General features: G+C 57.2%; 19 protein-coding genes. 13 read left to right on the forward strand and 6 right to left on the reverse strand.

Going from position 1 to position 18310, the window contains the following annotated elements; translation table 11 throughout:
• Positions 1–51: 51 nt before the first annotated feature.
• Positions 52–1083 (reverse strand): phosphate ABC transporter substrate-binding protein PstS, encoded by a 1032-nt coding sequence (gene pstS / locus LDN04_RS09200; protein WP_223909092.1) that lies wholly within the window; start codon positions 1081–1083, stop codon positions 52–54.
• A 109-nt stretch (positions 1084–1192) separates the two neighbouring features.
• Positions 1193–1630, reverse strand: coding sequence for a phosphate-starvation-inducible PsiE family protein (locus tag LDN04_RS09205; protein WP_223909093.1), 438 nt, complete (start codon positions 1628–1630; stop codon positions 1193–1195).
• Between the two features lie 147 nt (positions 1631–1777).
• Between LDN04_RS09205 and LDN04_RS09210 the strand changes: the two genes are divergently transcribed.
• The 3 genes from LDN04_RS09210 to LDN04_RS09220 all read left to right on the forward strand — a co-directional run bounded on the left by LDN04_RS09210 (position 1778) and on the right by LDN04_RS09220 (position 3620).
• Positions 1778–2368 carry a DUF502 domain-containing protein gene (locus tag LDN04_RS09210; RefSeq protein ID WP_223913367.1) on the forward strand — a complete coding sequence of 197 codons (591 nt, stop codon included), beginning with the start codon at positions 1778–1780 and terminating at the stop codon, positions 2366–2368.
• A 73-nt stretch (positions 2369–2441) separates the two neighbouring features.
• Positions 2442–2975 carry a peptide-methionine (R)-S-oxide reductase MsrB gene (gene msrB, locus LDN04_RS09215; RefSeq protein ID WP_223909094.1) on the forward strand — a complete coding sequence of 178 codons (534 nt, stop codon included), beginning with the start codon at positions 2442–2444 and terminating at the stop codon, positions 2973–2975.
• Positions 2976–3176: 201 nt separating this feature from the next.
• Complete coding sequence (locus tag LDN04_RS09220; protein ID WP_223909095.1) at positions 3177–3620, forward strand: M48 family metallopeptidase; 444 nt, start codon at positions 3177–3179, stop codon at positions 3618–3620.
• A gap of 31 nt (positions 3621–3651) precedes the next feature.
• On the opposite strand, the gene nfi is transcribed toward LDN04_RS09220, so the two are convergent.
• Positions 3652–4311 carry a deoxyribonuclease V gene (nfi, locus tag LDN04_RS09225; RefSeq protein ID WP_223909097.1) on the reverse strand — a complete coding sequence of 220 codons (660 nt, stop codon included), beginning with the start codon at positions 4309–4311 and terminating at the stop codon, positions 3652–3654.
• Positions 4312–4375: 64 nt separating this feature from the next.
• Here nfi and LDN04_RS09230 point away from each other — a divergent pair, with 64 nt between their 5' ends.
• Entirely contained in the window at positions 4376–5392 is a 1017-nt protein-coding gene (locus LDN04_RS09230) for a peptidoglycan DD-metalloendopeptidase family protein (protein WP_223909099.1), read from the forward strand.
• A 110-nt stretch (positions 5393–5502) separates the two neighbouring features.
• On the opposite strand, the gene pnpS is transcribed toward LDN04_RS09230, so the two are convergent.
• Positions 5503–7269 (reverse strand): two-component system histidine kinase PnpS, encoded by a 1767-nt coding sequence (gene pnpS, locus LDN04_RS09235; RefSeq protein WP_223909101.1) that lies wholly within the window; start codon positions 7267–7269, stop codon positions 5503–5505.
• On the reverse strand, positions 7266–7946 hold the full coding sequence (locus LDN04_RS09240; RefSeq protein WP_223909105.1) for a response regulator: 681 nt from the start codon (positions 7944–7946) through the stop codon (positions 7266–7268). Before LDN04_RS09240 ends, pnpS begins: the two co-directional genes overlap by 4 nt.
• A 453-nt stretch (positions 7947–8399) precedes the next feature.
• Between LDN04_RS09240 and LDN04_RS09245 the strand changes: the two genes are divergently transcribed.
• The 4 genes from LDN04_RS09245 to LDN04_RS09260 all read left to right on the forward strand — a co-directional run bounded on the left by LDN04_RS09245 (position 8400) and on the right by LDN04_RS09260 (position 13134).
• Positions 8400–10055 (forward strand): AMP-binding protein, encoded by a 1656-nt coding sequence (locus tag LDN04_RS09245; protein WP_223909108.1) that lies wholly within the window; start codon positions 8400–8402, stop codon positions 10053–10055.
• A gap of 43 nt (positions 10056–10098) precedes the next feature.
• Positions 10099–10257, forward strand: a complete 159-nt coding sequence (locus tag LDN04_RS09250) for a hypothetical protein (protein WP_223909111.1) — start codon at positions 10099–10101, stop codon at positions 10255–10257.
• A gap of 73 nt (positions 10258–10330) precedes the next feature.
• Entirely contained in the window at positions 10331–11521 is a 1191-nt protein-coding gene (locus LDN04_RS09255; protein WP_223909113.1) for a Xaa-Pro peptidase family protein, read from the forward strand.
• Between the two features lie 284 nt (positions 11522–11805).
• Positions 11806–13134: a citrate (Si)-synthase gene (locus LDN04_RS09260; RefSeq protein WP_223909116.1), complete on the forward strand. Its 1329-nt coding sequence runs from the start codon at positions 11806–11808 to the stop codon at positions 13132–13134.
• Between the two features lie 127 nt (positions 13135–13261).
• Here LDN04_RS09260 and amrA read toward each other — a convergent pair whose 3' ends face one another.
• Positions 13262–13804 (reverse strand): AmmeMemoRadiSam system protein A, encoded by a 543-nt coding sequence (amrA, locus tag LDN04_RS09265; protein WP_223909119.1) that lies wholly within the window; start codon positions 13802–13804, stop codon positions 13262–13264.
• A gap of 98 nt (positions 13805–13902) precedes the next feature.
• Here amrA and LDN04_RS09270 point away from each other — a divergent pair, with 98 nt between their 5' ends.
• From LDN04_RS09270 to mtnP, 5 genes are all read left to right on the forward strand, one after another.
• A complete protein-coding gene (locus LDN04_RS09270) occupies positions 13903–15330 on the forward strand; it encodes an aldehyde dehydrogenase family protein (protein WP_223909124.1) in 1428 nt (475 codons plus the stop codon).
• Positions 15331–15521: 191 nt separating this feature from the next.
• The gene (locus LDN04_RS09275) at positions 15522–15716 is read left to right on the forward strand and encodes a hypothetical protein (protein WP_223909125.1); all 195 of its coding nucleotides are present in this window, start codon (positions 15522–15524) and stop codon (positions 15714–15716) included.
• Positions 15717–15877: 161 nt separating this feature from the next.
• Positions 15878–16291 (forward strand): nucleoside-diphosphate kinase, encoded by a 414-nt coding sequence (gene ndk, locus LDN04_RS09280; RefSeq protein WP_223909129.1) that lies wholly within the window; start codon positions 15878–15880, stop codon positions 16289–16291.
• Positions 16292–16353: 62 nt separating this feature from the next.
• A complete protein-coding gene (gene rlmN / locus LDN04_RS09285; protein ID WP_223909134.1) occupies positions 16354–17394 on the forward strand; it encodes a 23S rRNA (adenine(2503)-C(2))-methyltransferase RlmN in 1041 nt (346 codons plus the stop codon).
• A 48-nt stretch (positions 17395–17442) separates the two neighbouring features.
• Positions 17443–18306 (forward strand): S-methyl-5'-thioadenosine phosphorylase, encoded by an 864-nt coding sequence (gene mtnP, locus LDN04_RS09290; protein ID WP_223909136.1) that lies wholly within the window; start codon positions 17443–17445, stop codon positions 18304–18306.
• The last annotated feature ends 4 nt before the right edge of the window (positions 18307–18310 follow it).

The following is an 18310-nucleotide window of genomic DNA, read 5'->3' on the forward strand; positions in this document are numbered from 1 at the left end:
CAGGGCGAAGGGGGCTGCACGCTGGCCGGGCTGCATCACAGGGCAACTGGGTTAGTATTTGATGGTCTTGATGGTTTTTTCCACCATCTTCTCGACGTTTTCCGGCAGCGGCGCATAGAGGAGGGCACTTGCCATCTTCTGCCCTTTCGCCAGCTCCCAGTGGAGGAATTCCACCAGCTTCTTCCCCTTGACCTTGTCCTTCTGCTGTTCGTAGACCAGGAGCCAGGTGAAGCCGACAATGGGGTAAGCGTCCTTGCCCGGCTGGTTCACCAGGGAGATACGGTAGTCGGCCGGCATGTGTTTCACGGCTGCTGCCGCGGCGGCACTGGTGCTCTTGATGGAGGGTTCGACCCAGTGGCCGCTCTTGTTTTTCAGGGTGGCGAAGGGAAGCTTGTTTTCGAAGGCGTAGGCAAGTTCCACGTAGCCGATGGTGTAGTTGGTGTTCTTCACCTGGCCGGCGACCCCTTCGTTACCCTTGCCGCCAAGGCCGATCGGCCACTTGACGGAGGTGCCCTTGCCGACTTTTTGCGTCCATTCGGCGCTTACGCCGGAGAGGAAGTCGGTGAAGATGTTGGTGGTGCCGCTCCCGTCGGAGCGGTGGACGACGACGATCGGCTGGTTGGGGAGTTTGACGCCGGGGTTGTCATCGGCGATGCGCGGGTCGTTCCACTTGGTGATCTTGCCGAGGAAGATATCGGCCACGTCCTCGACCTTCAGTTTGAGGCCTTTCGGTACGCCGGGAATGTTGTAGGTCACGACCACGGCTCCCATCACGGTAGGAATGTGAATGAGCTTGCCGGGAGCGGCTTTCAGCTGCTCGTCAGAGAGAAAGGCGTCGGAAGCGCCGAAGTCGACGGTCTGGGCGGTGATCTGCTTGATGCCGCCGCCTGAGCCGATGGACTGGTAGTTGAATTTTACGCTGGGGTCGACCTTGGCGTATTCGCTGAACCATTTGGAGTAGATGGGGTAGGGGAAGGTGGCGCCGGCGCCGTTGATGAGGGTCTCGGCGTGAGCCTGACCCGCTACTGCGGCTGCCGCAACGATTGCCAGGGCCAGCAGGCTTTTGCTGATTTTCTTGAGCATGGATGCATGTCTCCTTCTGTTTGGTCGTTGTAAGTCTGGGGTATACTACCCCGATCAATGTTACAGCTGTGTCACAGCTTGCTGAATAGTGGGCAAATTCCGGCGAGCACTAGAACTCTTCCCGGGCCCGGCGAGGGGAGAAACGGACGGCGATGATCCGGACCAGGGCCAGGGAGAGGACCAGCACGATCACCATGGCGAGTTGCTGCCATCCCATCTCCCGGTACCAGAATGCCATCACCTCGGTGAGGACCATGACGATGACCGTATCGATGATGTAGGTTACCTTGACCCGTCCTTCAGAGAAATAGGCAAGTGCCGTCCGGAGGACCTCCACCAGCGCCATGACGGTCAGGATGTCGACGAGGATGGTCCTGAAGGCACCATGGAAATCGCTCATGAGGACCAGTCGCAGGTCGTAAAAGGTGTAGAGTGTCCCTGCCAGGATTGCCATAAGTATAGCAGTAATGAGCAGGCTCAGCAGGACCCGGGCAGAGATCTCGAAAAAACGCGCCAGTTTCAGATCGATGACATCTTCTTTCCACACAGTGGCCTCCTTTGTTTGATGGAGACATTCTGACCCGCATCTGTTACAGCGATGTCAACCGCCGGTAAGAACTGGGAAAAGATTGAAGTCGGGAAGGGGATGAAGTATGCTCGTAACCGTACATCATCCGCACGTTCGAGGTTCGTCATGGAAAACGTATTCAAGCATCTCAAGGGGAGGTTCGCCGCCGGACTGTTCGTCGTCATCCCCCTGGGGATAACCATCTTCATCCTGAAGTTTCTCTTCAACTTCGCCGACGGGATTCTCGGCACCTATCTCGATGCCTTCTTCACCGCCCTGAGTCATCAGGAATTCTATTTCCCGGGGCTCGGGATGCTCTGCGGTGCGGTCGTCATCTATCTGGCCGGTCTTCTGGCAACGAATGTCATGGGACGGCGCCTCATTCTCATGTGGGACGAATTCCTCTCCCATATCCCCTTGGTCAAGTCCATATATACCTCCAGCAAGCAACTTGCCCAGGTCTTCAAGGAAGGAAAGACCTCTTACCGGCGGGCAGTATTCGTCGAGTGGCCGCGCAAGGGGGTCCGGGCGGTCGGCTTCGTTACCGCCGAGGTGGAACGTGGCGGGGAACGGCTCGTGGTGGTCTACGTTCCGACCATGCCGAACCCCACATCCGGCTTTGCCCTTTTTTTCCGTGAGGAAGAGGTCATGGAGTGCGGCATGAGCGTGGAGGAGGCGGTGAAATTCGTGGTTTCCGGCGGGGTCGTGGTGTCGTGAGCGGGCGCATTTGCGTACGTGTCGAGAAGAGCTAAACTCTCTTTACGGGACCGGGCGATAGGGGGAGGCGACCATGGATATGGGGAGAGTTTTAACGGGATTGGTTCTCTGTGCGGCAATAACTGGCACGACGGCAATGGCCCAGCAGGCGGCAAAACAGATCCGGACCTATTCGGTAGCCAAGGGGGGGTATGTCATGACGGACAAGGTGGCCAAGAGCGAAGCGGAGTGGCGCAAACAGCTCACCCCCGAACAATTCAAGGTCTCCCGGAAGGGTGGGACCGAGCCGGCCTACAAGAATGAGTACTGGAACAATCATGCGAAGGGGATCTACCGCTGCATCTGCTGCGATCTCGATCTGTTCAGCTCCGAAGCCAAGTACGAGTCGGGAACCGGCTGGCCCAGCTTCTGGCAACCGGTGGCCCTGGAAAATATCCGCACCGTCGAGGACCGCTCATTTTTCACACGCCGGACCGAGGTCGTTTGTGCCCGCTGCGACGCACACCTGGGGCATGTTTTCAACGACGGCCCCAAGCCTACGGGGCTCCGCTACTGCATGAATTCGGCAGCCCTGAAATTTGTTCCACAGGAGAAGGGAGGGCATTAGCACAGGAGGCGCGGATGGATGTTTCCGCGGCTTTACGCGTCAATAACCCGGAAAACGTGGGCCATATGGCGGATTGACAATAACGGACACACGATAAAAGCCCTCGGGGAGCCCGTCCTCCCGGTGGCTTTTTTTTTGCATGGCGCAGAGGATGCAATGAACAGATGGACGGGCCGGACATAGGGCCTGAGGGGGAGGAGCATGCCGCACGTTGATGGTGAGCGGGAATTTGCGCGGGGTACGGCGGAGCTCTCGGAAGGGAACACCCTTGCCGCACTCGTCCATTTCGAGAAGGCGGTACAGGCGGATTGCCGGCCGCACTATCTCTCCTATCTGGGCTACTGTCTTGCCTGTCAGCGGGGTCAGGTGCAGAAAGGGATCGGGCTCTGTCGACAGTCTATGGAGGATGAGCCTGGCGTATCTGATCATCACTTCAACTTGGGGCGGATTCTCCTCCTCGCCGGCAACAAGGCGGAAGCGCTTGAGGTTCTGCGGGGGGGGATGGCGGTAGCTCCTCACCCCGGCATCGGTGAGCTTCTCAATACCATCGGTTCCCGCAAGCCGCCGGTCATTGGCTTTCTCGACCGGGATAACCCCATAAATAAGCACCTTGGCATTCTCTTCAGCCGGCTGGGGATGAGGTGACGCGCGGCACCGACGTGCTGCCAGCGGTTTGTCAGAGAGGGGAGAATTGCCATTTCTTTACCCCAACCAGTCGATCCGCCGCCCGCTGGGGTTCGGGGAGGCGGTATCGGGTGCAGCAGCCCAGAATGATTCCCACTACTTCTTCAATGGTCACGAGATGGCCGGGTGAGATGAAGAGCGGTTTGATCCCCTGTCTGGTCCGGAGAACGGTGCCGACGATCCGCTCCCGGTAGAAAAGGGGCGTCCAGCTACCCCGTTCGGCGGGGGGGGGATCGTAGGTGCCGACAAGACGGGACTTGGCGCTGCCGATGGTGGGGCGGTCCAGCAGGACGCCGAGGAAGGTGGCGATACCGATGCCGCGCGGGTGGGCGATCCCCTGGCCGTCGACGATGAACAAGTCGGGTTGGATGGAGAGTTGGTTGATGGCGGCGAGAATTGCCGGCCCTTCCCGGAAGGAGAGGTAGCCGGGGACGTAGGGAAACGTGGTGGGGAGCGCCGCGACCGCCTCCTCCCGGAGGGTCAAGGTAGGGTAATCGTACACAACCGCGGCGGCTATGGTCTGCCCGTTGCAGTAAGCGGCGTCAATACCGCAGACGGTTGCCGGTTCGCGGATGAGCGGTATCAGCCTCACCCTGCCGGCCATCTCTTCCTGGAGCCGTTTCGCTTCCGTCATGGTGGTTGGCCATTCCATCGGTTCCGTTCCTCCCCAACCGATTGTAGACCGGATTGTCAATTCTGCAAGGATGGGTCGTATCATGTTCAGACTGAAGCTGATCGTATGTATATTAATGGTTATCGCCGCACCGGTGATCGCCTCAGCTGGGCCGCTGGCATGGCCCATCGGCTGCACTCCCGGCCTGGACTGCACCGGGAGCAGGTTTTACGTCGGTTTTCCGGACCTGGATGGGGTCGGGAAAGCGTTTAACTGCGGAGCGCCGGGATATACGGGGCATACGGGGACCGATATTGTCGTGTCGTCGGTCGAGGCGGGCGTCCCCGTCTATGCGGCCGCCGATGGCGAGGTGCTGTGGGTGGCTGGCGGCCGTTTCGACCACTGCCCCAACGGCGATGAGCCGGAGTGCCGCACTGCTTTGCCTCCCCAGTTGGCCGGGAGCACAGGCCGCGTCAGTGACGATGTGACCGATAACGAGTTCTGTTCCGCCAAGGACGGGTGTTTCAGCTGGGGGTTTGACGCGGGGAATTACGTTCTTGTCGCTCACCGGGGCCTTCCGGAGGTGGCGGCCACCCTGTATGCGCATCTGCGTACCGGTTCCCTGGCGGTCGTCGTGGGGCAGAGGGTCAAAAAAGGGCAAAAACTTGCGGAGGTGGGGAGTTCCGGCGCCTCCCTCCTCCCCCACCTCCATTTTGGCGTCTTCAGGCGGGTGGAGGGGGTAATAAAGCTTGCGGATCCCTGGGCAGGTCCCTGCGGTCCCAATTTTGGCCCCGCTCTCTGGCAGTACGATCCCCCCTTCCGGGCCGATATTACCGTGGAGAGGAGTTCGCCGGGTGACGGTGTGGTGACTGGCGGGGAGGGGACCATCAGCTGCGGTTCCGGATGTTCGGCGAGTTTTGTCCCCGGGACCATGGTGACCCTCACGGCTGTTCCCTATTTCGGGGCGGAATTCGTGGGGTGGGAGGGGGCATGCAGCGGTTCGAAGCCGGAATGCATGTTGACGGCAGCCGGAGTGCAGAGTGCAAAGGCGGTTTTTCGCCGTGCCTCGCCTGCCGGTGTGAACGTGGCATCACGCCCGTCCGTCCGGAGCAGCAATTAAGGGCTTATCTGCAAATTACTGACGAGTTGTCATGAAAAAAGGCTTCCGCCGGAACGGAAGCCTTTTTTCATTGACGCGCGGTGGCCGGGAAGGAGTGGCCTTGTTCAGTCTCAGGCGGCCCGCAGGGTGAAGGAGAAGACGGAGCCACGCCCCGGCGTGCTGGTAACCACGATGGTCCCGCCGTGAAGCTGGACGATGTGCTTGACGATGGAGAGGCCGAGACCGGTTCCTCCCTGGTCGCGACTCCGGGCGCTGTCCACCCGGTAGAAACGTTCGAAGATGCGGGGGATGTCCTGGGAAGGGATGCCGACACCGGTGTCGGCAATGGATATCTTTACCATATCCCCTTCTCTGGTGCCGTCGATGGTTATGGTGCCCCGTTCCGGAGTGTACTTGATGGCATTGTCGAGCAGATTGATGAGCACCTGTTCCAGTCGGCCCCGGTCGGCGAGAGCTTTGGTCATCCCTTTCAGGTCGCTGCAGGTTATGGTTATCCCCTTCTGTTCTGCCGACTGCCCCAGCAGGGCGATGACACTGCTCACCGTACTTTCCAGGTTGACCTGGCTTACTTCCAGTGAGAGATCGCCCGATTCCAGTTCCGACAGGGTGAGGAGATCGCCGATGAGCGCGGCAAGGCGTTCCGCGTGGTTGTAAATGATCCTGAGAAAACGGGAAGACCGTTCCTGGTCGGTGGCCAGCCCTCCTTCCAGGAGGGTTTCTGCATACCCCTTGATAACGGTGACCGGCGTACGCAGCTCGTGGGAGACATTCGCCACGAAATCGCGCCGGATCTTCTCCAGCAGCTTCAGGTCGCTGATGTCGTGGAACACCGCCACGACGCCGAGGAGCATCTCCTCGTCCTGAAGCGGTACCCAGTGGGTGAGGAGGGTTTTCTCTCCTCCGAGCTGGATGGTCAGTTCCTCGATCCGTTCGTTGCCGGTAGCGAGGACCTTGCGGTACGCCTCATGGAGGCCCGGATGGCGGGTGATGGCAATGAGCTGTTTCCCTTCCACCTCTTCACCGATGGCGAAGAGGGTGCGGAAGGCAGGGTTAACAAGGGTGACGACACCCTCTGCGTCGGTCACCATGAGTCCCTCCCCCATTCCCCGCAGGATTGTGTCGAGTCGGGTTTTTTCCGCGGCGAGGCGTTCCAACTGCCCTTTGATCCGCTCGCTCATGTCGTTCATCACCTGTGCCAGCTCTCCCAGTTCGTCCCTGGTCCGGACCGGAATGCGGCGACCGAACTCCCCTTTGCCTATGCGGGCGGCACTGGCGGTCATGGCGCGCAAAGAGTGGGACGTAACCCGGGAAAGAATGTAGCTGAAGAAGAGGGAAAGCATGATCGCCACCGCCAGGGCAGCACCGAGCATGGTATGGAGGTTTTCCCTGGTCTTGTCGAGGGCTGCCAGGGGCAGGGCCAGACGGAGAACGGCGGTGGTCTTCCCCTCCGTCTGTATGGGGAGGGCGACGTACAGCATGGAGGTTCGAAGTGTGGAAGAGTAGCGGATGGCACTGCCATTGCCGGTCGTCAGTGCCTGCTGTATCTCGGGGCGCTGCAGATGGTTTTCCAACCCGGCCAGGTCGGCGGCTTTGACTTCCGAATCACCGATTACCCGGCCGTCGGTGGCGATTACCGTGACGCGTGCTTTGATTTCTTTGCCGATGGCATCAGCCAGGGCCGGCGCATCCTGCAGGTTGCCGCCGTGCCGAGTGGCGGTGAGTCTGGCCAGGCGGGCCTCGTTGAAGAGGTTGTCCCGGATGCCGTTCACCAGGTAGTCGGTGAGGGAGTGATTGAGGTAGGCGTAGAGAGCCCCCCCCATGAGCAGTACCAGCAGGAGGTAGGATGCCATCAGTTTCCATTGCATCCTGATTTTCATGATTCCTCCAGCTTGTAGCCAAATCCGCGGATGGTTTTGATGAGGTCGCCGGCAATCCCCAGCTTGGTGCGAAGGCGGGTGATGTGGGTGTCGACGGTGCGGGTGTCGCCGATGTAATTGTAGCCCCAGACGTTTTTCAGGAGCAGGTCCCTGCTCTGGACTCTGCCCGTTCGTTCTGCCAGGTTGAGGAGGAGCTTGAACTCGGTGGTGGTGAGGATGATTTCTTCGTCTTCGACATTGACCAGGTGTCGGTCGGTGTCGATGGTGAGCGGGCCGATGCGAAGGAGCTTTTCGCCTGCCCTGTCGGGAATGGTCCGGCGCAGGACCGCTTTTATGCGCAGGAGCAGCTCCCGGCTGGAGAATGGCTTGACAATATAGTCATCGACCCCCACTTCAAAGCCGACCACCCGGTCAATCTCTTCACCCTTGGCAGTGAGCATGATGACCGGAATGGCTGCCGTCTTCTCGTGGTTCTTGAGGAGTTTGCAGAGTTCAGTCCCCATGATGCCGGGGAGCATGAGGTCGAGGAGAATCAGGTCCGGCAGGTTGCGACGGGCGGCTTCCAGGCCGGCGGTGCCATCGAGGGCGATGAGGGGACGATACCCCTCCTTTTCCAGGTTGAATGCCACCAACTCCGCAAGGTCGTGTTCGTCTTCGATGATCAGGATGGTTTTCATGGGGTCACTCCTGCCGTCAGGGTAGCGGCAAAAAGTTGCAGTCATGTTACAGTTGTGTTAATTATGGCGTAAATACAGCAGGTTATACGTAATCCACACAAGTTGTGGAAAGCCTTGTGGAAAAAGGTGGGGCGACTCTCCAAGGGGTACAACTCTTAACCGAAATTAGCTCATTGCATAAAAAAAGGGCAGAGAATTTTTCAGGTTTTATTGCAAAAAAACCTAGTAAATACGGTGTTATAGCGTAACTGTCTGGAATCCTCCGAAAAGTTCCTGTCAACCTTTTTTGCTACCTGTAGCACATTTGTGACCGACCGGAAAGTGATAATACCTTGTTTTAAAATTTCTTGACTTGCGGCACGCTCCGTGTTAATCCATAAAATCCCAGTTAAATCAACACGTTTCGTTTAGATGAACATATTTTGTATTCCTGCTGGAAAGGGAGGATGTTTTATGACTCAGCAACTGGAATGTACGATCGGTGGACTGCTCGACCAGATGGCGGACAAGTACCCCCATAATGACGCGCTGGTCTACCCTGAGCGGGACCTGCGTTACTCCTGGCGCGAGTTCAACGAGGTCTGCCGCCAGGTGGCGAAGGGATTGCTGAAGCTTGGTATCAGGAAGGGGGACAATGTCGCCATCTGGGCCTACAACGTCCCCGAGTGGGTGGTGCTCATGTTTGCCAGCGCCAAGATCGGCGCCATTCTGGTGACGGTCAACACCGCCTACAAGTCGGCAGAGCTGGAGTACCTTCTGAATCAGTCCGATTCCACCACCCTGTTCATGGTGAAATCGTGGAAGGACACCGATTACGTCGCCACCCTCACGGAGGTCGTGCCCGAACTGCCAGGCACCAAGCCGGGCGAGCTCAACAACCCCAAGCTGCCGTTTCTCAAGACCGTCGTGTTCATCGGCGAAGAGACCCCCGACGGCATGCTGAATTTCAACCAGATCATGGATATGGGTAAAGATGTCTCCGATGCCGAACTGGCTGCGGTGGAGGCTACGGTCGACAAGCATGATACCATTCAGATGCAGTACACCTCCGGCACCACCGGATTCCCCAAGGGGGTGATGCTGACCAGCCACAACCTGGTCAACAACGGCTTCCACATCGGCGAGTGCATGAAGTTCACCGACAAGGACCGGCTCTGCATCCCGGTGCCGTTCTTCCACTGCTTCGGGTCGGTCCTGGCGGTTTTGGCATCTGTCACCCACGGCACCGCGATGGTGCCTGTGGAGATCTTCGATCCGCTCAAAGTGCTGCAGACCATCGCCGCGGAGCGCTGCACGGCGGTACATGGCGTTCCCACCATGTTCATCGCCGAATTGGAACATCCGGAGTTCGGTAACTACGATCTCTCCTCTCTCCGAACCGGCATCATGGCTGGGTCGGTCTGCCCCATCGAGGTGATGAAGCGGGCCGTAAGAGATATGAACCTGACCGAAATTACCAGTGTCTACGGCCAGACCGAGTCTTCTCCCGGCATTACCCAGACCCGCACCGAGGATTCCATCGAGTTGCGGGTCTCCACCGTCGGCCGGGCACTCCCCGGTGCCGAGGTGAAGATCATCGATATCGAGACCGGTGCTACCCTGCCGCCGGGTAAGCAGGGTGAACTCTGCGCCCGGGGTTACATGGTCATGAAGGGGTACTACAAGATGCCGGAAGAGACCGCCAAGGTGATAGACACCGATGGCTGGCTCCACACCGGTGACCTGGCGGTGATGGACGAGAACGGCTACTGCAAGATCACCGGCCGGATCAAGCAGATGATCATCCGAGGTGGCGAGAATATCTACCCGAAAGAGATTGAGGAATACCTCTATACCCATCCGAAGATCTCCGATGTGCAGATCTACGGCGTCCCGGACCGCAAGTACGGCGAGCAGGTCATGGCTGCGGTTATTGTCAAGAAGGGCGAAACCATGACCGAGGACGAGGTCAGGAATTTCTGCAAAGGGAAGATTGCCAATTACAAGATACCCAAATACGTCAAGTTCGTGGATGGCTACCCCATGACGGCAAGTGGCAAGATCCAGAAGTTCAAGCTGCGGGAGATGGCGATTAAGGAACTTCAGCTGGAGGAGGGAGAGAGCGCCTGATTTCCGCTTTCCGCCGTGAACGCTCTCTTCGAAAGGTAGTGTCGTGCGATCCCTTATTCTTGGAACCATTTTCTTTCTCTTCTTTGCCTGTTTTGTCGCCATCGTGGTCGAGGAGCTGTTTCTCGGCGGCCGGAGACGTCGTCGGCTGGAAAAGCAACTCCGCCAGGACCGGCTTTCCGTGCAGGAGCCGATGAAGAAATAACGTCCATCTGTTTCCGAGCCGTGCCCCGCAGGAAGAGGCATCGCTGTACCCCAAATTTACGACAGGAGTGGTTATGCGTCTTACCCCCGCCACCGAGCTTGAGTACCGCTGTAAGAGATTACAGGAAGAGATGGCGTTGTCGGGCCTGGACGCGGTGATCATTCTGCAGAATGCCGATCTGTTTTACTTTACCGGCACGATTCAGTCAGGAAATCTCTATGTTCCGAAGGAAGGGCAGCCGATCTACATGGTGCGCCGGGACGCCGGACGGGCCAGGATGGAGTCGGGGCTCAGAGAGGTTTGCCCCTTTGCCTCCATGAAGGATATCCCTCGCGTTCTGGCCGATTATGGTTATCCGGAGCCGATGCGAATCGGCATGGAGATGGATGTCCTGCCGGTGAACCTGTTCGAGCGCTATCGCACAGTATACCCTAGGGCGGAATACAGCGATGCAACACCGATCATCCGCAAGGTCCGGATGATCAAGAGTCACTACGAGATACACATCATGCAGGATGCCGCAGACCAGGTGGACAAGGTTTACCGGCGGGCCAGGGACGTTATCCGCGAGGGGATGACGGATCTGGAACTGGCGGCTGAACTGGAGTACGTGGCCCGGAGGGAAGGGCACCTGGGACTCATCCGGATGCGGGCCTTCAACGGCGAAATGATGTTCGGCCACACCTTTTCGGGGGCCGACAGTGCGGTGCCGGCCTATACCGACACCCCTCTGGGGGGGATGGGGCCGAGCCCCTCCTTTGGCCAGGGGGCCAGCCTGAAGCCGATCGGCCGCAACGAGCCAATCATCGTCGACTTCGCGGGGAGTTACGACGGATATCTGGTGGATCAGACCAGGGTCTTTGTTATCGGCACCCTTTCAGACCGTCTCCGGAAGGGATACGATGACATGATAAAAGTCCAGGAGCGGATGATGGCGATGGCGCCGGAACGCCCCACCTGGGGCGAAATCTATGATGAGTGTCTCTCTCTGGCCGAGAAGCTGGGATATGCGGAGAGCTTCATGGGGAACCGGGGAGCACAGGTCTCATTCATCGGCCATGGCATCGGCATCGAGGTCGACGAGTACCCTTTCCTTGCGCGCGGATTCAATGACCAGCGGCTGGAGCCGGGCATGGCATTCGCTTTTGAACCAAAGTTGGTTTTCCCCGGCGAGGGGGCAGTCGGGATCGAAGACACCTTCTATCTTACCACGAGCGGCCTCAAGCAACTCACCCATTCGGAACAGTCACTCGTCATTATTTAAATAATTTTAAGAAAACTGAAAGATTTTTGTTGAATTTAATTTTTTGCAATGGTATACAGTTGCAAAATTTTTTGTATACAGTATACTAAAAACTCATTTTCCCTCCCTTGGTATCGTTCTCTGTAAATTCATGCAAAATAAGTATCCATGGGTGGTTGTGGACGTTCCACCTTTGCGCTTGCCGTATATCAGGACTGGAAAGGAGGGGCTTCAAGCGTCTTCAGGGATTAGGTAACTTTAAATGTTATTTTTTAACACCACCAGACGAAAGGAGATTAAGCACCATGGCACTTAAGGAAACGCTTAAACAGAAAATTGAGGAGCACCGTCCCCGCACCACCAAACTTACCAAGGAATTCGGCAAGGTCATCATCGACCAGGTGACCATCGACCAGTGCATTGGCGGCGCCCGTGATATCCGCTCTTTGGTAACCGATATTTCTTACCTCGACCCGCAGGAAGGTATCCGTTTCCGCGGCAAGACCATCCCCGAGACCTTCGAGGCGCTCCCCAAGGCTGCCGGTTCCGACTACCCGACGGTCGAGTCCTTCTGGTATTTCCTCCTCACTGGCGACGTCCCGACCCCGGCCCAGGTGGACGAAGTCGTCAAAGAGTGGAAAGTTCGTCAGGAAGTTCCCCAGTATGTGTTTGATGCCATTCGTGCCCTGCCGCGTGACAGCCACCCCATGGTGATGCTCTCCGTAGGTATCCTTGCCTTGCAGAAGGATTCCAAATTTGCCGGTTTCTACAACTCGGGCAAGTTCAACAAGATGATCGCCTGGGAATACGTGTATGAAGATGCCTATGATCTCGTCGCCCGGATTCCCGTCATCGCGGCATTCATCTACAACCTGAAGTATCGTGGCGACAAGCAGGTTGCTATCGACAAGAATCTCGACATGGGTGCCAACTTCGCCCACATGATCGGCCAGAGCGAGCAGTACAAGGACGTGGCCAGGATGTACTTCATCCTCCACTCCGACCACGAGTCCGGCAACGTCTCCGCCCACACCACTCACCTGGTGCATTCCGCCCTGTCCGACCCGTACTATGCATACTCTGCCGGCCTCAATGGCCTCGCCGGCCCGCTCCATGGCCTCGCCAACCAGGAAGTTCTCGACTGGACGATCAAGTTCCAGGAGAAGTACTGCAAAGGGGTTGAGCCGACCAAGGAACTCGTTACCAAGGCTCTCTGGGATACCCTTAACGCAGGTCAGGTCGTTCCGGGTTACGGCCATGCCGTTCTCCGCAAGACCGATCCGCGCTATATGTCGCAGCGCGAGTTCTGCCTCAAGACCCCCGGCCTGAAGGACGATCCGTTGTTCAAACTGGTCGCCATGATCTTCGAAACCGCCCCTGGCGTCCTCATGGAGCATGGCAAGGCCAAGAACCCCTGGCCGAACGTCGACGCACAGTCCGGCGTCATCCAGTGGTACTATGGCCTCCGCGAGTGGGACTTCTACACCGTCCTCTTCGGCGTCGGTCGTGCCCTCGGCTGCATGGCCAATATTACCTGGGACCGTGGTCTCGGTTACGCCATTGAGCGTCCCAAGTCGGTCACCACTGCAATGCTCGAGAAGTGGGCTGCCGAAGGTGGCCGCAAGCTGGCCTAATGTGCCTGCAAGCTGTCTGAACGTGAAAAGGGGAGGTGCTTATGCGCCTCCCCTTTTCTTCTTTATCCCCAGCAACTACGGCAAGCAGGCCGAGGCACTCATGTCCAGCAACTGCCGTAACCCCAGATCAACTGAAAACTTCTGCAGTGAAAACGGAGATGGTGGCCCCTTCCATCCAGGAATTTTCGTCAAGTCCTGCCTTGAGGCAGGTTTGCCGCAGAAATGTTTCCCGATCCCACCCCTGTTCCATTGCCACTTGGGGAAGAAGCACTCCGCGGGAAAAGTTCTTCTCGATGTAAACGCCGTGCAGGCCGACTTTGATCGTCTCAGGGGAAGAGATTTTTTGGAGAGGGGAAAGAACGGATATCTCCAACTGGAAATCAGTCAGGTCCGAGGGCTTCATGGGATAGAAACGGGGATCGCGAGTTGCCGCCGCTGCTGCCATCTCCTGGACCTGTTGGTAGAGAGGGGTGTCGGCGGTGAAGTTGCCGATGCAACCGCGCAGGGCACCATTAATTTTAATACAGACGAAGCAACCTCGTTTGGCAAGAAGGTTTGCCTGCTTTATCGTGCGAGGGATTTTCCCCCCAGCCGTTACGGAGGCAACGACGGCCTCACGGCCAATTTCTAGAAGAAGTTGCTTTTCTTCACTGGTCAATAAGCTCTGCACCCTGTCGCCCTCCCTGGTAATTGGTTGCTAATGATTTGTTAACGTAATATATTGACCGTCGCTTGGCAAGAATTAATGGACTTCCTCAGGAGGAGCTCATGACAAAACGTTACAGGGTGCTTGTTGGTGGCGAGTGGGTGGGTGACGGCTGGCCCGGGATTGAGGTAATCAATCCCTTCGACGATTCGGTGATCGGCATTGTCCCCGAAGCATCTGCCACAGAAGTCGACCGGGCCATTGAGGCGGCTCTCAAGGGGGCTGCCGTTATGGCCGCGTTGCCGGCCTATAAGAGGTCTGACATCCTTAACCGCGCGGCAGACTTCATATTGCGGGACAAAGAAGAGATCGCGGAAATCATTGCGCGTGAGGCGGGGAAATCGTGGAAATTTGCCCTGTCCGAGGCAGAGCGGAGCTCTGAAACGCTACGCTTTGCCGCTCTTGAGGCAAAGACGAGCCATGGCGAGATTGTCCCCATGGATGCTTCACCGGTTTCTGCCGGCCGTTTCGGGTTTTACCTGCGTACCCCCATTGGCGTGATTGGTGCGATTACTCCCTTCAATTTTCCCTTGAATCTGGTGGTTCATAAGGTGGCTCCCGCACTTGCCGCAGGCAATGCGCTGGTACTCAAGCCGGCCACCAAGACCCCCCTTGCATCCATCAAGCTTGCTGAAATCCTGGTGGAGGCTGGTTTGCCTGCAGGCGCCCTCAACCTGGTCATCGGAAGTGGCGTCACCGTGGGTAACCGACTCGTGGAAGACGAGCGTCTTGCCATGATTACCTTTACCGGCAGCCCGCCGGTGGGGAGAGAAATCAAGGCGCGCTGCGGTCTGAAGCGGGTGACTCTGGAGCTCGGCTCCAATTCCCCTACCATCATCGAGGAAGACGGCGATGTGGATGCCGCTGTTGGCCGCTGTGTCGTCGGAAGTTTCGCCAACTCCGGGCAGGTCTGCATCTCGGTGCAGCGGATATTTGTCCATCGTAATCGCTATGCGGAATTCATCGACAAGTTTGTTGCCGCAACACGCCAGCTCAAGGTCGGAGATCCTCTGGACAAGGGGTGTGACATTGGGCCGATGATCAGCCGCAAGGAACTTGCCCGTTCGCTGGAGTGGCTCGAAGAGGCCAAAAATATGGGGGCCGTCGTTGCTGCCGGTGGCGAGGCTGTCGGCAACTGCCTGCAACCGACGATCCTGACCGGCGTGACCCGGGAGATGAAGGTGATGTGTTCAGAAGTGTTTGCTCCGATCGTCTCGGTTCTCTCCTACGGTAATTTTGACGAAGCGCTGGAAATGGCGGATGATTCTGTGTATGGCCTCCAGGCAGGGGTCTATACCAACGACATCAATAAGGCGTTTAAGGCCGTCAAAAGGCTGGACGTCGGCGGTGTCATCATCAACGATGTACCCACATTCAGAGTCGATCATATGCCCTACGGAGGCAACAAAGAGAGCGGTTTGGGTCGTGAAGGGGTTCGCTATGCCATGGAGGAGATGACGAATATCAAGATGGTGTGCATCAATCTATAATCGGCTATTACGCGTAGCGGTTTCGATGTTGTCTAACTGGCTGAAATTTCGGGTTATGGAAAAATTATAGACAGCTAAAAAAATGTTGACATTTGTCTCAAAGGTAGTATATTTCGCATTTGTTGTCTCCGAAAAACCATGCGCTTGGCGCCATAAATGGTAATCAAAAAAGAAAAGAGGTGATTACGTCAATGAAAAAACTGATCTCTTTGGCTCTGTGCTTGACCTTCGCGCTGGCATTCACTGCTGGCTGCAAGAAGAAAGAGGAAGCTCCGGCTCCGGCTCCGGCTGCTGAGCAGAAAGCTCCCGAGCAGAAACCGATGTCTTCTGCTAAGGCTCCTGAGGCTGCTCCGGCTGCCCCGGCTGCCCCGGCTGAGAAGAAGTAATCTCGGTTTCCTGTTTGTTCTGAACAAAAATAGCCTACAGAATTAATTCTGTAGGCTATTTTATTTGTATTCAGAAACCACTTGACATGCGTATGACCACGTGATACTAAATTCGGTCTTCATATATTCTCGCAACCAGACGATTATCGAGGGAGGAAGTTATGGAAAGAACGTTTGCAATCATCAAACCCGATGCCGTAGAGCGCAAGATAACCGGCAAGGTGTTGGCCAAGATCGAGGAGGCCGGTTTCAGTATAGTGGGGATGAAGAAGATCCACCTGAGCAAGGCCCAGGCGGAAGGGTTCTACTATGTCCACAAGGAGCGCCCCTTCTTCAACGATCTTTGCGCATTCATGTCGCGCAGCCCTGTAGTGGTGCTGGTGCTGGAGCGGGAGAACGCCATTACCAAGTGGCGCGAGGTGATGGGGGCTACTAATCCGGCCAACGCCGAGCCTGGGACCATCCGCAAGGAATTCGGGGTCAGCATAGAAGAGAATTCAGCCCATGGTTCCGACGCCCCGGAAACAGCCGCTTTCGAGATTCCTTATTTCTTCAGCCAGCTTGAACTGGTCTGAGCTAAACCGAACTGAGATGACGATAAGCCCTTCATACGAAGGGCTTTTTCATATCCACACCCATGGCTAACGTTGACCTGAAAAATTTGACCCTCGCGGACCTTGAAGCCTTCATAGCGGGGCAGGGTAAGGAGCGTTTCCGCGCCCGGCAGATCTTCAAATGGATCTACCAGCAAGGGGTGATCGATTTTGCGTCGATGACCAACCTGTCCCGGGAATTCCGAGCAGAACTGGCTGCTACCGCCTGCGTCAGCGACCTGCAACCGGAGGTGGTGGAGGTTTCGACGGACGGAACGCGCAAGTACCTGTTCCGTCTCGAGGATGGAGCCAGCGTGGAGTCGGTGCTGATACCGGATGAAGGGCGCAACACTCTCTGCATCTCCAGTCAGGTAGGTTGTGCCATGGCGTGCGAGTTCTGCCTGACCGGTACCTTCCGGTTTACCCGCAACCTGACCACCGCGGAAATCGTCAACCAGGTCTGTACCGTGCAACGGGATGCGGAGATACGGAATATCGTCTTCATGGGGATGGGGGAACCGCTGGCAAACCTGGACAATGTCGTTCCTGCCATCAAGATTCTCATCGATAACGACGGGCTGCAGTTTTCCAACCGCAGGGTTACGGTCTCAACCTCTGGCCTTGTCCCTGAACTCGACATCCTCGGGGCATCGGTGACGGTCAACCTGGCAGTTTCCCTCAACGCCACCACCGATGAACTGCGCGACCGGATCATGCCGATCAACCGCAGGTATCCGCTCAAGGAGCTGCTTGCCGCCTGCAAGCGCTTTCCCCTGCCGTCCCGCCGCTACATTACGTTCGAATACGTGCTGATCAGGGATCTGAACGATACCCTCGACGATGCGCGCAGACTGGTCAGGCTTGTGAGCGATATTCCCTGCAAGATCAACCTGATCGCGTTCAATGAGCATGAGGGGTGCACTTTCCGGGCGCCCACCCAAGAGGCGATCGACCGCTTCCACAAATACCTGCTGGACAAGCACTTCACCGTCATCACCCGGGCAAGCCGGGGAGGTGACATCTCGGCTGCCTGTGGGCAATTGAAGGGGCGGCTGGATAAATCCGTTCAAGGTTCAACGTTCTAGGCTCGACGTTCAAATCCACATCAGTCTCGTTACAAGAGGGGGGCGGAAATGGCGGAACAGATTATCGGTGTCATCGGTGGCAGCGGACTCTATGAGATGGAGGGGCTGACGGACATAGAGAAGGTGACGGTCGATACGCCGTTCGGTGCTCCCTCCGACGAATTTGTCACCGGCATCCTGGAAGGGGTGCGGATGGTGTTTCTTCCCCGTCATGGCCGGGGGCATCGACTGCTCCCCTCTGAGGTGAACTACCGGGCAAACATCTATGGTATGAAGAAGCTGGGAGTAGAGCGAATCATCTCCGTTTCGGCTGTGGGAAGCATGAAAGAGGATATTCCGCCGGGGGATATCGTAATTCCCGACCAGTTCATCGATCGAACCAGGGGAATCAGGAAGGATACCTTTTTCGGCGAGGGGGTCGTGGCCCATGTGGGCTTTGCCGACCCGGTCTGCGGCTCCCTTTCGGACATCCTCTATGCGGCGGCACGCAAGGCGGGGGCCACCGCCCACAAGGGTGGTACGTACGTCTGCATGGAGGGGCCCGCATTCTCCACCCGCGCCGAGTCGCTGCTCTACCGTTCTTTCGGTGTGGCGGTCATCGGCATGACCAACCTGACTGAGGCGAAACTGGCCCGGGAGGCGGAAATATGCTACGGCACCATAGCGCTCTCCACCGATTATGACTGCTGGCACGAACATCACGACGACGTGACCGTCGATGCGATCGTGGCCATCATCAAGCAAAATGTTACCATGGCCAAGAACATCATCCGCCATGCCGTTGCCGAGATCGGTGGTGAGCGCAGTTGCCCCTGTTCAACGGCCATGCAGTTCTCCATAATCACCGAGAAGTCGCATATTCCGGATGGGACACGGCAGAAGCTCGATCTGCTGATCGGAAAATACCTCTAAGAAG

The sequence above is a fragment of the Geobacter sp. AOG1 genome (assembly GCF_019972315.1).
GTDB lineage: Bacteria > Desulfobacterota > Desulfuromonadia > Geobacterales > Geobacteraceae > Geomobilimonas.

Excerpts from the sequence above, each read along its gene's own strand:
- pnpS (WP_223909101.1), bottom strand. The coding sequence starts at position 7,269 with ATGAAAATCAGGATGCAATGGAAACTGATGGCATCCTACCTCCTGCTG.
- LDN04_RS09230 (WP_223909099.1), top strand. The coding sequence starts at position 4,376 with ATGTTCAGACTGAAGCTGATCGTATGTATATTAATGGTTATCGCCGCA.
- ndk (WP_223909129.1), top strand. The coding sequence starts at position 15,878 with ATGGAAAGAACGTTTGCAATCATCAAACCCGATGCCGTAGAGCGCAAG.
- LDN04_RS09260 (WP_223909116.1), top strand. The coding sequence starts at position 11,806 with ATGGCACTTAAGGAAACGCTTAAACAGAAAATTGAGGAGCACCGTCCC.
- rlmN (WP_223909134.1), top strand. The coding sequence starts at position 16,354 with ATGGCTAACGTTGACCTGAAAAATTTGACCCTCGCGGACCTTGAAGCC.
- pstS (WP_223909092.1), bottom strand. The coding sequence starts at position 1,083 with ATGCTCAAGAAAATCAGCAAAAGCCTGCTGGCCCTGGCAATCGTTGCG.
- LDN04_RS09240 (WP_223909105.1), bottom strand. The coding sequence starts at position 7,946 with ATGAAAACCATCCTGATCATCGAAGACGAACACGACCTTGCGGAGTTG.
- msrB (WP_223909094.1), top strand. The coding sequence starts at position 2,442 with ATGGATATGGGGAGAGTTTTAACGGGATTGGTTCTCTGTGCGGCAATA.
- LDN04_RS09270 (WP_223909124.1), top strand. The coding sequence starts at position 13,903 with ATGACAAAACGTTACAGGGTGCTTGTTGGTGGCGAGTGGGTGGGTGAC.
- LDN04_RS09275 (WP_223909125.1), top strand. The coding sequence starts at position 15,522 with ATGAAAAAACTGATCTCTTTGGCTCTGTGCTTGACCTTCGCGCTGGCA.
- LDN04_RS09245 (WP_223909108.1), top strand. The coding sequence starts at position 8,400 with ATGACTCAGCAACTGGAATGTACGATCGGTGGACTGCTCGACCAGATG.
- mtnP (WP_223909136.1), top strand. The coding sequence starts at position 17,443 with ATGGCGGAACAGATTATCGGTGTCATCGGTGGCAGCGGACTCTATGAG.
- LDN04_RS09210 (WP_223913367.1), top strand. The coding sequence starts at position 1,778 with ATGGAAAACGTATTCAAGCATCTCAAGGGGAGGTTCGCCGCCGGACTG.
- LDN04_RS09220 (WP_223909095.1), top strand. The coding sequence starts at position 3,177 with ATGCCGCACGTTGATGGTGAGCGGGAATTTGCGCGGGGTACGGCGGAG.
- nfi (WP_223909097.1), bottom strand. The coding sequence starts at position 4,311 with ATGGAATGGCCAACCACCATGACGGAAGCGAAACGGCTCCAGGAAGAG.
- LDN04_RS09255 (WP_223909113.1), top strand. The coding sequence starts at position 10,331 with ATGCGTCTTACCCCCGCCACCGAGCTTGAGTACCGCTGTAAGAGATTA.